Origin of the sequence: Holospora elegans E1 (assembly GCF_000648275.1) — a bacterium.
GTDB classification, from domain to species: Bacteria; Pseudomonadota; Alphaproteobacteria; order Holosporales; family Holosporaceae; genus Holospora; species Holospora undulata_A.
The window spans coordinates 21,688-33,083 of record NZ_BAUP01000073.1; the positions used below are offsets into that span (position 1 = coordinate 21,688).

Genomic DNA, 11,396 nt, shown 5'->3' on the forward strand with positions numbered 1-11,396 from the left:
TGGGCCATGAAGCAGGAAGTTTCTTCAGAAAATTTTTATGATGATACAAGACCAAAAGATACAGAGCAAAGTGAAGTCAACGATTCTCCGGTAGTTGCTCCATTAACGCAAGAAACTTGCCACGATATGTTTGAGGCGGTTTCTTATCGCCCTGGAACTCCCACGGATTTTGATGGGATAAGAATTTCTATCGCTAGTCCAGATCAAATTCGCTCTTGGTCTTATGGGGAAGTGAAAAAACCAGAAACTATAAACTACAGAACGTTTAAGCCGGAAAAAGATGGTCTATTTTGTGCGAGAATTTTTGGTCCCATCAAAGATTATGAATGTTTGTGCGGAAAGTACAAGCGTATGAAGTATAGGGGGGCTGTGTGTGAACGGTGTGGCGTTGAAGTCACTCAAACTAAGGTTCGAAGAGAGCGCATGGGGCATATTGAGCTGGCCTCTCCGGTTGCTCATATTTGGTTTTCTCGTTCTCTTCCAAGCAGAATTGCCACACTATTGGATATGACGATAAAAACGCTTGAACGTATTTTATATTTTGAAGGGCAAGTGGTTTTAGATCCAGGATTGACACCTCTTGCTTATGGTCGGGTATTAACAGATGCAGAATACAACAAATTTTGTCAAGAATATGGAATTGGAAATTTTGTTGTAGGGTCAGGATCTCAAGCGCTTAAGGAAATGTTGGAAAATTTGGATTTTCAACAAATGCGCGCTAAGCTTCGTTCTCAACTTGAAGGCTCTGTTTCAGAATTCAAACGTAAGCGTATCATAAAACAGTTAAAACTTGTAGAAGCGTTTGTGGGGTCTAATACGCGTCCTGAATGGATGATCTTGGATGTAATTCCTGTTATTCCTCCTGATTTGCGGCCATTGGTTCCTCTAGATGGAGGGCGTTTTGCCACTTCAGATCTAAATGACCTCTATCGTCGTTTGTTGAATCGGAATAATCGTCTTAAAAAATTGATGGAAATGCAAACTCCAGACGTGATTATTCGCAATGAAAAACGTATGTTACAAGAAGTAGTTGATGCATTTTTTGATAATGGGCGCAGGGGGCGTCCTATAACGGGCACCAATAAGCGGCCTTTAAAGTCTTTGTCTGACATGCTTAGAGGAAAGCATGGACGGTTTCGTTCAAATCTTTTGGGGAAACGAGTAGATTATTCAGGGCGTTCTGTCATTGTGGTGGGGCCTGAGCTTAGGTTAGATCAATGTGGTTTGCCTAAAAAGATGGCTTTAGAGCTGTTTAAACCTTATGTATATGCAAAATTAGAGCGATACGGTCTTGCAAGCAGTGTGAAAGTTGCAAAACGAATGGTAGAGCGAGAAAGGCCAGAAATCTGGGATATTCTAGAAGAGGTTATTCAAGAGCGTACAGTGCTTTTAAATCGTGCACCGACGTTGCACCGTTTGGGTATTCAAGCGTTTGAACCTGTTTTGATTGAAGGAAAGGCGATCCAACTTCATCCTTTGGTGTGCGCGGCTTATAACGCGGACTTTGATGGAGACCAAATGGCGGTGCATGTTCCTCTTTCTCTGGAAGCGCAGATTGAAGCTAGAGTTTTGATGATGTCTACTAATAATATTTTAAGTCCGGCTAGTGGAGAGCCTGTGATAGTTCCCAGTAAGGACATGGTGTTGGGGTTGTATTACCTCACCTTAGAGCGCAGTCAAGAAAAAGGGGAAGGTATGGCGTTTTCCTCTTTTTCAGAAGTATTAATGGCATTAGAAAAAAAATCTGTTTCTCTTCACGCTGTTATTCAAGCAAGGGTTGAGATGTTGGACGAGCAGGGAAATCTGAAGAGTTCTCGTGAAGTTACAACGCCTGGGCGATTAATTTTTTGGGACGTAGTTCCAAGACATCCAAAAATTTCCTTTTCATCTTTGAACCGAAATTTAAGTTCAAAAGAAATTAATGAAGTTATAGGGCAAGTGCATCGGTTTTGTGGGGCGCCGGCAACAACTGGGTTTGCTGATGCTTTAGTGCAACTAGGATTTAAATACGCTACCGTCGGAGGAATTTCTTTTGGAAAAGATGATCTTTTGGTTCCTCCAGAAAAAGATTCTTTGGTAAAAGAAACAGAAAAGTTAATCCAAGAGTACCATCAGCAATATTTGGACGGATTGATCACTTTTGGTGAGCGGTATAACCGAATTACAGATGCGTGGACGAAGTGTTCTGAGTCTGTGGCTTATCATATGATGGAGCGTATCGCTCAAGAAGTTCCAGGAAAGCCTTTAAACTCTCTTTACCTAATGGCGGTTTCTGGAGCAAGAGGTGCAAAAGGACAGCTTAGACAGCTTATGGGAATGCGAGGATTGATTGCGCGTCACGACGGTACTGTTATTGAGCATCCAATTATTTCTAACTTTAAGGAAGGGTTGCGCTCTGATGAGTATTTTAACTCTATTTACGGTGCTCGAAAGGGATTGTCAGATACTGCACTAAAGACAGCAAACGCAGGGTATTTGACGCGTCGCTTGGTAGATGTTGCTCAAGATTGTGTTATTCACGAGCAGGATTGTGGAACGGATGCGTTTATTGAAATGCGCGCTTTAGATGATATTTCTGGTGTGGGACCGTCGCTTAGGGAGCGCATTTTTGGTCGTACTTTGGCTAGGGATATTGTGTTTTCTGATGGAACTGTACTTTTAAAGGGAACGCTGATAGATCATGATACAGTGGTGTTGATTGAAAATGATTATGTTCGTTCTGTTGCGGTGCGTTCTGTTTTAAAATGTGAAGCAAGGTACGGTGTGTGTTCCATGTGTTATGGAAGAAATTTAGCTCGCGGTGGAATGGTTATGATGGGTGAGGCAGTGGGAGTTGTTGCAGCACAATCTATCGGTGAACCAGGAACGCAGCTTACCATGAGAACGTTCCACTCTGGAGGTACTGCTCAACGTGCTTCTGAATCTTCGTCTCTTGATGCGCGCTATGCAGGAAAAATTGCTTTTCGCCACAAAAGTACCGTCGTTAATCGTTATGGTCAAGTCATCGTTGTAGGGCGTTCTATGGAAATTCAGATATTGGACCTTGCTCGAGAAGGGCAAGAGTTGATGAGTTTTCGCTTGCCGTATGGATCTTCTCTTTTAGTGCAAGAAGGGATGCAAGTAGAGCAAGGACAGCGGTTGGCAGAGTGGGACCCCTATACTTTGCCTATCATCGTAGAGCAAGAAGGAACTATCCATTATACCGATCTGGTAGAAGGAGTTTCTTTGAGGGAAGTTTTGGATGATTTAACTGGTATTACGCAGCGTATCGTTGTGCCTTCTAGAGCGACCAGCAGGGGAAAAGAGTTGCGCCCAACTCTTGTGTTAAAACCTTACGATACACTTCGTTCTGAAGTAAGGTATTCATTGTCTGTGGATACAGTGGTATTGGCAACAGATCAACAAGGAGTTCAGAAAGGAGACGTTATTGCAAGGCTTGCAAAAGAGGCCTTTAAGTCTAGAGACATCGTTGGAGGGTTGCCTCGTATCGTAGAGTTATTTGAAGCACGACGTCCAAAAGAACCGGCAGTGATGAGCCGATATTCTGGAGTAGTAGCCTATGGTAAGGATCAGAAGAATCGAAGAAAGTTTTCTGTTATCCCAGATGATATTCAAGAGCGCCCCGTAGAATACACAATTCCTCAAGGACGGCATATTTTGGTGTATGAGGGGGATCGAGTTAATAAAGGAGACATATTAGTGGCAGGAAACATGGTGCCACACGATATTTTGTCTATCTTGGGGGTAGATGCTTTGGCAGATTTTTTGATTCAAGAAATTCAGATGTTGTATCGACTTCAGGGAGTTCGGATTAATGAAAAGCACATCGAAGTTATTTTGCGACAAATGTTGCAGCGTGTAGAGATTCAAGAAGCTGGGGGAACTCTTTTCCTAGTAGGAGATCACATCACTCTTGAAGAGCTGGAAAAAGGAAATCGTAGTGCGCTTCAGGAAGGGAAAGCACCTGCAAAAGCTTTGCGTATTTTGCAAGGTATTACAAAGGTGTCTTTGCAAACTGATTCTTTTATTTCAGCAGCTTCGTTCCAAGAAACTACTCGGGTGCTGACAGATGCTGCGGTACATGGAAAGGTGGACAATTTAAGGGGAATGAAAGAAAATGTTATCGCAGGACGTCTAATTCCTGCAGGAACTGGCTTGTTCGAACGTATTTTGCGCCAAGAGGCAAGAGTGCGAGACTCAAATCCTTTAAGTCGTTCTAGTGAGCAAAATTTGTGAAAAAATTACGTTGGTTTGGAACAGATGGGATACGGGGGGTTAAATTTGAAGGAATATTTGTTCCTTCTGTTCTTGCCCGTGTTGGATGTGCTTTTGCAGAATATCTTCAAGAAAAATTTTCTCAAATTAACAAAGACTCGCTTTGGGTGCTTATTGGGATAGATACACGGGATTCTGGTCCTGCTTTTGCTTGTGCTTTGGCTTCAGGATTAAAAGAAAGAGGAGTAAATGGAGGATACCTTGGGGTGTGTTCCAGCAGTGCTTTGGCTTGGTTGACACGCTATTACGATGCGAGTTTTGGTGTTATGATTTCTGCTTCTCACAATCCGGCGGTGTACAACGGAATAAAATGCTTTGACAGTAAAGGAGAAAAACTTTCTGTGGAAGAAGAGATGAAAATCGAACTTTTTATAGAGCAGCATCTTCAAGAAGAAAGAGAAATAAATATGCTTTCTAAAGATACCGTCACGCATACACAACTTCCTTATGAAAAAACTTTAGTTTCTGGTCGAAATTTAAGAGGGTTGCGTGTTGTGCTTGACGGTGCTCACGGGTCTCTTTGGAAATTTGCTGAACATTGCTTTAATCTTTGTGGTGCGCAAGTAGTTTCTTGCTTAGGTGGCGCACCGAACGGGAATAATATTAACGAAGAGTCTGGAGTATTACATCCAAGGTATTTACAAAAGGCTGTTGTGAAAGAACAAGCAGATTTGGGATTTTGTTTTGATGGAGATGGGGACAGGGTAGGCGTTGTTGATCATTTAGGAAATTATTGGAATGGAGATCATATTTTAGCGGTTTTAGCTCAAGATGATTCTGGCATTGTTGGAACAGTTATGAGCAATTATGGATTAGAGCTCCATTGTGCAGAACGAGGGAAATCTTTTCTTAGGGTAGATGTGGGAGACCGCTGGATTGCTCAGGCTTTAAAAACTCGAGGACTTCGTTGGGGGGGGGAGTCTTCAGGGCACATCATTGATAACGATTTTTTATCGGTGGGAGATGGGTTGTGGGTTGCACTAGAGGTTAGTACAAGGTTTATGCAAAAGGAAAAGAATGCAATTTTTCCGGGTTTTGTTCCTTATCCTATGATACAGTGTAATGTTCCGATTGATGGTAGCTTTTCTTTAACGACACCACAGATGCGTTCATGTTTGCGTGCGTTACATGAATCTATTGCTCCAAATATACGTTTAGTGTTAAGGGGGTCAGGAACAGAGCCAGTTATTAGAATTTTATTGGAAGGACCATGTGCTTTAGATTTAAATGTTGAGATGGAACGTATTAAAGACTGGTTGTTTCAGCATGCTGGAGTAAAATCAATCCTTGAAAGTAGTGCAGCTTAGAGAAATTAAAATATTATTTTTATGATGCATAATTTTTTTCCTAAAGAAGATCTAAAAACTTATCAGGTAATGGTGGGGGTGGGGATAGATCTTTTGGAAATTTCACGTCTTCAAGAAAAAATTCAACGGCATGGATCTCGTTTTTTGGATCGCATTTTTACCCTTCAAGAACAGCAGTATTGCAGAAAAAAATTTAATCCTTATGGGCATTACGCTTCTCGATTTTGTGCAAAGGAAGCTTTCGTTAAGGCGTTGGGATGGGGAATTTCTGAGCGATGTTCTTGGTTAGATATAGACGTTTACCATGATGAAAAAGGAAAGCCTTGCTTAAGAATAGCTGAAAAAGTGTATAAGTACCTTCCTTGGAAAGGGATAAGTGTGCACTTAAGTATTTCTGATGAAAGACGTTACGCTCAAGCTGTTGTTATTGTGTTGGCATCTGTTGAATCTTTAACTGGTATCTCGTAATAAAATTCTTATCAGTATCCATATGCCGCTTTTTTTTGGAAGGTTTGGTAGCACCCAAGAGTGCTCCCTTTGTAAGCCAGATATCAAACCAATTGCAATTATATCTTTGCCAATTAAAGCACCTATGGCATTGCTCCCCCCAGTCATGAGCGCCATAACACCGATTGACTTTATCAGAGTGTCCGGCATATCATAAGCAAAAACACACTTTCGTCACTATAACCTATCTGCTTGTCTTATAACCTGTATTCATGATTTAGCTATCTTTATAGGATCATGGAATGGGCTATCATACTCATATTTTCAGCAGTCGCTATAGCAATTTCGTAATTTTTAGATACTCTTCGAAAATAATTTAGTTATCCTATGTTCTTTCGACAATCCAACGCTTTAGCAAGTATAGCCCATCCTTGAGATATATTCTCTGAGATTGTTATAGTTTTATTCAATAGAGTTCTCACAAATTCCTCCAGGGGTTTTCTATATCCAGCTTCTGCACACACTTCCTTTAATGTAGGATATTTTGCAACATTTCCTTAAAAACTCTGCACCCAGCACCTGTGTCATTGGCCTTATGAACCGTGATATGGATCAGATTGCCTTGCCTATCAACACCACTATGCCGTTTGCGTATCTTTTTTCCCCCATCTATACCTATTTTTTCTGAGGTGCCTGTGGGTTTAACACTTTGGGAATTAAGGATGCTATAGCTGGGATTCTCACTCCTTTTATCTTTTTTCTATACCTCCTTAATCCTAAATCGTCTATCAAACGAATGTACCGTTGAATATGGTGGAAAATCTTTTGGTAGAATGCGCCATTGATAACCGCTCTTGATTATATAAAATACTGCATTAACACCCTCTTTTTTTTGTATTTGCTTTTATTGCCGCTATCAAAATGATGCTTTATCACCCCTCTCTCTTTCTTTTAAATCGCTTGGTTAATCTTCTACACCTCAAGGCCTTTTATATCACACTTTTTTATTCATGAATACAGGTTCTTACTTTTTGAATTCTTCAATTTTTTGGCAAAACGCAGATCTTCTTTCTGGATCGGATGATTAAGAGTTTTTTTATATGTCACTCCTAAACGGTGTTTTGCATATCTTATACCAGAAGCGCTGACTTCTAACCTCTTAACACTTTCATAGCTAAACTATCTGGAAATTCTTTTATATTAATTTCTCTTTGTCTAATTTTGTCCAGGGTTTATTCCTTTTGTTGACTCCTTCAAGATTTTTGCTCCATCTTGCTACTGCTGATTTAGATATGCAAAATCTATCTGCTACTTTTCAAATGATAACCCGTGCTTTGTTTTTAATACTTTTTTCGAAAATCTAATGAATATGTCATAACTTTAATTACTATAATTTATTACGTAATTATAACTCTATCTAGCTCCATTGTCATGTTCTTTTTATCATGTTTTAACTATAGTTGAGATCTTAAATCTTTTGCATAGCTTGATAAAACTTTCAACAGCTGATTATAGCTTTAGTACTTTTTTACGGAATTGAACTGAATATGTCATCTTTTTTTCAAGTTTTGACAAAATTCTAGCGTAATTTTATTCTTGTTGTATATTGGCCTTAGCTATACGACATTTTTTAAAATCTAAGAACCTGTCTGCACAGTTAGTATAACATTTTCATAAAACGAACAATTACAACAGGGGTAAGACGCAATACTATTTTTTTTCTGTAATTACTGTGCAGATGGTTTATATCTCACTTCAGATTTTATTTGTTTTTATAAAAAATTTATATTTTTTTGATAAAACAAAAAGTGTAAAAATTAGCTTATTATAAACATGTTAAACAAAATTTTTCTTATTTCGTTATTTTTTGTGTTAAGCGTAAATACAGAAATCTATGCTGGTCTTTATGAAGATCTTAATGAAATTAGGAAATCAAAGCTTGAAAATTTCAGCAAATCTTCCAAAACACAAAGTAAGCTTAGAAAGGCTTTTGGGGGCGAATACTCAGATCCCTTTGATATAATTATTTTAGATTTTGAAATCTTTTTAATTGAAATCATTGAAAATAAAGGTAATTTCAAAAATATTATTGATAAGTATCTAATGAATAAATCAAGGACAAAAGAATTATCTTTGGAAACTCGAATACTTTTAGCAAAATATTTCGCTGATGATTTTATCCATAATATGAAAATTGTTTATTATGCACATATCAAAAATTTTTGTGACGCATTATCTAAAGATAACACTTCTCATAACGAAGAGTATAAAAAATTTTTAGAAGAAAATAAAGACAAGATGCACAAAAAGGCAATTGATTATTTCGGTCAGGCACAGGAGTATTCAGAGGCTCAATTTGCTCTGGAAAAGCAAATAAGTAGCGCCTTAAATAAACTTAATTTAGGTGATTCTTTTAAAAATCTCTTTAGTTATATTAAAGAAGAAAAAACTACATATAAATACTATGAAGATATTAAAAAATTGTTTTTAGAAAGAAAAATTACAAAATACAATGAAGATTTTGTTATTAAGTCAAACGTTAATACCGCAATAAAAATAGATAGTGAAATTAAATTTTTTGAACAAGGTGAAATAGAAAAAAAAGAAAAAGAAAAAGAAATTATCCCTGAACCAAAGCGTGAACGAAAGCGAGATAAGGTTAAAAATTTTTTTAAATCAATAACTAAATAAGATGCCCTAATCTTTATCAACATGTTTTGTGAACGGGGTAATAAACTGCCATAGTGCATTTATTGTCTAAAAATCCCAGTATCCCCCTTCCCATTGGGATAAAGTAGAGGTATTTCAGGGCAATCAAGACAAATAGGCTACCTCCCTCAGTGTTATACTTTGTATCTAACGAATAAAAGGAGGTCCAAAAAAATGAAATATTAAAGGGAATAAAAATAATCATTACTATGATTCTTTTATCTTTTACAATACAACATTTTTTAAAATCAATTTTTCTATATGATCTAGAACAATTAGAATATAGTGGTAGAAAAATTACTACACTCTTTAATAAAAGAAAAAAAATGACTTGACTTGGTTTTTAACTTAAGTGTAATTTTAAAATTTTTAAAACTTTTGAAAATTTTAAAAAGTTAATGTGTATCTTTTAATAGTACTCTCCAGGGATCCACAAAAAAAAGAGACTTTTGTATCATGGATGATGAAAGTTATAGTACAGGTTTGGAAGTAGGGGGGATTTTTCCTAACTAAAATTTTCTGCTCCTTTTAAGACATTTTTAGTGTTTAGGCAGAAATCAGATTAAGGAAGGCTTATTTTTTTTGAGGTCTTTTTTTGCTCTTCCAAAAAGGATTCAAAAAAGAATTGATTTTTCCAAGAAAATCTTACTGAGTCTGTCTTTGTATTTTGTGTGGTAAAGTCAAGATAAGATTTATGAAAGCTAAAAGTAATTGGTGTATACGAAAAGGTTTTATATTATAAGACGTATAAGAAGTATGATATCCAGAAGAACCTGACGTATAATGCTTTGCTGGTGTATATTTATAAGACACTTCATGATGTGGCTAAATTATGAAAAGAAGTATAGAATTATAGCATCGCGCGTTGACTTTATATTTTGTGTATCTTGTAAGGAAGATTTTATGAATATTACATGGTGTGTTGTGCATACGCAACCTTTAAAGGAATCCATCGCTCAAAAACATTTATTAGATCAAGGGTATGAAGTTTACTTTCCTCGATTTAAAAAAGTTTGTCGCCATGCTCGCAGGGTAGAAGAAAAACTTGTACCTTTGTTTCCTAGATATATTTTTTTGGGACTAGATTTGAATTTAGTAAGATGGCGCAGCATTAATGGGACTCGGGGAGTATCTTATTTACTAATGTGTGATGCCCTAAATCCTGCGCAAGTAGAAGCCGATGTTATTTATCGTTTGCAGGAAAAAGAAATTGGGGATGGCATTGTTCCCATTTCAAGTCTTGTAAATTTTGTTAAAGGTGAAAAAGTGCGTATCCTTGAAGGTGCGTTTGCAGATCAGACTGGAATTTTTCAGTCAATAGATGATAATTCTAGGGCTCAGGTATTGTTGACTTTTTTGGGAAGAGAGATAAAAATGAGTCTTCCCGTTTTTTCTATAGAAGAAGGATGAATTAAATTCAAGAAGAGAGGTTACCCCAACGTCGGTTATAATCGAACTCAATTTTATCCTTCTGCTATTTTGAAAAGTAGTAAAATAGAGTAGAGCTAATTTTTTCATGAGAGCCGTATATCTGAAAAAAATTCCTATAAGTCAAGGAGAAAAAAATAGTTTGGTCTACAAGTTCAGAAATTGCGTAAAAAAATGGAAACCTTTAACTAAAGATATTTTTTGTTAGAATTGGTAAAAGGAAGTCTTTTACAAGTCTCTAAAAAAGATTTTATGTAAATTTTGTGAATGTTTTGATTGCTTTAAAAGCGGTTTTGTTCGAAGGGGGGGCAGCGGTGCAAATGTAAAAACTGTGAAAAAAATTTCACGAGGTGTGCCCGAAAAAGACAAGCTACAAGCCCTCGTTTTATACGCAAGTGGCCTTTTCAATGAACCGAAGCGCTCAGCGTTTTGGTGTCAGCACCACCGCTGTTTTGAAGGGGGCGGGCACCTTAGGATTAAGGCTATGCGCCAAAATTGAGCCCTCTCTATAAGACAAAGGTATTGTCAAGGAAGTCGATGAATTTTGGAATTATTTAAAAAAAAGAAGCAAAAAAATTGAATTTTTAAAGCTTGGTTTTCTAAATTCTATGATCGTGCTGGAAAAGGGCTTGTCGATTTGGAATTTTGTGATAACTAAAGTCAAACATTCAAACAACTTTTTGAACGATTAAAAAAATGGAAAATTTTATTTTATTGCGCAGATCATTAAGCAAATTTTAATAAAATTATCCAAAGCACCTGCCTCTTTCAGGGAAAAGATAAAACGTTTTCTATTGAACAAAACAACGCTCGACATCGCCATTGGTTTGCAAGATTTCGCCCCCTCTTGCAAACACACGATCACTGGAAATGCTGGAGGTAACACTGAGTGTTTTTGCAGCACTTCACGTTGATAAAACTTTGAGAATTAACGTGATATCTTTGGTTAAAGGTATCAATAATTTATTGTTTATTTGTTTGTAATAAAATAATAATTAATAAGTCCATTGACTTTTTTACTTTTTGTGATACTTTTTTACTTATCTTTATCAAAAAAGGAAAGCAAATTAAGATGTTTAAGAAAAAGAAAAAGTCAATAATTTTTTTTAATTTTATTTTTTGGGGGGGCATAACCTTTTTTTCGGAAGACGGTGTTTTTTCAATTCCTATAAAAGATCTGAATGATGATCCAGATAATCCTTGTTTAAGATCTTCCAGTTTTTCAATTCT

Annotated in this window: 8 protein-coding genes and 1 pseudogene; 8 read left to right on the forward strand and 1 reads right to left on the reverse strand. The window is 36.9% G+C overall.

Annotated elements, in window-relative coordinates:
• The first annotated feature begins 126 nt into the window (after positions 1 to 126).
• The 4 genes from rpoC (at position 127) to HE1_RS08820 (ending at position 6,717) form a co-directional block, all read left to right on the forward strand.
• Entirely contained in the window at positions 127 to 4,236 is a 4,110-nt protein-coding gene (gene rpoC, locus HE1_RS02870; RefSeq protein ID WP_152531098.1) for a DNA-directed RNA polymerase subunit beta', read from the forward strand.
• A complete protein-coding gene (locus HE1_RS02875; RefSeq protein ID WP_006292697.1) occupies positions 4,233 to 5,582 on the forward strand; it encodes a phosphohexomutase domain-containing protein in 1,350 nt (449 codons plus the stop codon). The genes rpoC and HE1_RS02875 overlap by 4 nt, the downstream gene beginning before the upstream one ends.
• Before the next feature lie 21 nt (positions 5,583 to 5,603).
• Positions 5,604 to 6,050 (forward strand): holo-ACP synthase, encoded by a 447-nt coding sequence (gene acpS / locus HE1_RS02880; RefSeq protein ID WP_023491920.1) that lies wholly within the window; start codon positions 5,604 to 5,606, stop codon positions 6,048 to 6,050.
• A 523-nt stretch (positions 6,051 to 6,573) separates the two neighbouring features.
• The gene (locus HE1_RS08820; protein WP_162531212.1) at positions 6,574 to 6,717 is read left to right on the forward strand and encodes a hypothetical protein; all 144 of its coding nucleotides are present in this window, start codon (positions 6,574 to 6,576) and stop codon (positions 6,715 to 6,717) included.
• 72 nt (positions 6,718 to 6,789) lie between these two features.
• Here HE1_RS08820 and HE1_RS10320 read toward each other — a convergent pair whose 3' ends face one another.
• The gene (locus HE1_RS10320; RefSeq protein ID WP_084490960.1) at positions 6,790 to 6,927 is read right to left on the reverse strand and encodes a transposase; all 138 of its coding nucleotides are present in this window, start codon (positions 6,925 to 6,927) and stop codon (positions 6,790 to 6,792) included.
• A 935-nt stretch (positions 6,928 to 7,862) separates the two neighbouring features.
• On the opposite strand from HE1_RS10320, the gene HE1_RS02890 reads away from it, so the two are divergent.
• The 4 genes and pseudogenes from HE1_RS02890 (at position 7,863) to HE1_RS08825 (ending at position 11,150) form a co-directional block, all read left to right on the forward strand.
• On the forward strand, positions 7,863 to 8,720 hold the full coding sequence (locus HE1_RS02890) for a hypothetical protein (protein ID WP_035544503.1): 858 nt from the start codon (positions 7,863 to 7,865) through the stop codon (positions 8,718 to 8,720).
• Between the two features lie 921 nt (positions 8,721 to 9,641).
• Positions 9,642 to 10,148 (forward strand): transcription termination/antitermination NusG family protein, encoded by a 507-nt coding sequence (locus HE1_RS02895; RefSeq protein WP_035544531.1) that lies wholly within the window; start codon positions 9,642 to 9,644, stop codon positions 10,146 to 10,148.
• A 281-nt stretch (positions 10,149 to 10,429) separates the two neighbouring features.
• Positions 10,430 to 10,678, forward strand: a pseudogene (locus HE1_RS07185) (helix-turn-helix domain-containing protein).
• A 310-nt stretch (positions 10,679 to 10,988) separates the two neighbouring features.
• A complete protein-coding gene (locus HE1_RS08825) occupies positions 10,989 to 11,150 on the forward strand; it encodes a hypothetical protein (protein WP_162531213.1) in 162 nt (53 codons plus the stop codon).
• Positions 11,151 to 11,396: the final 246 nt, after the last annotated feature.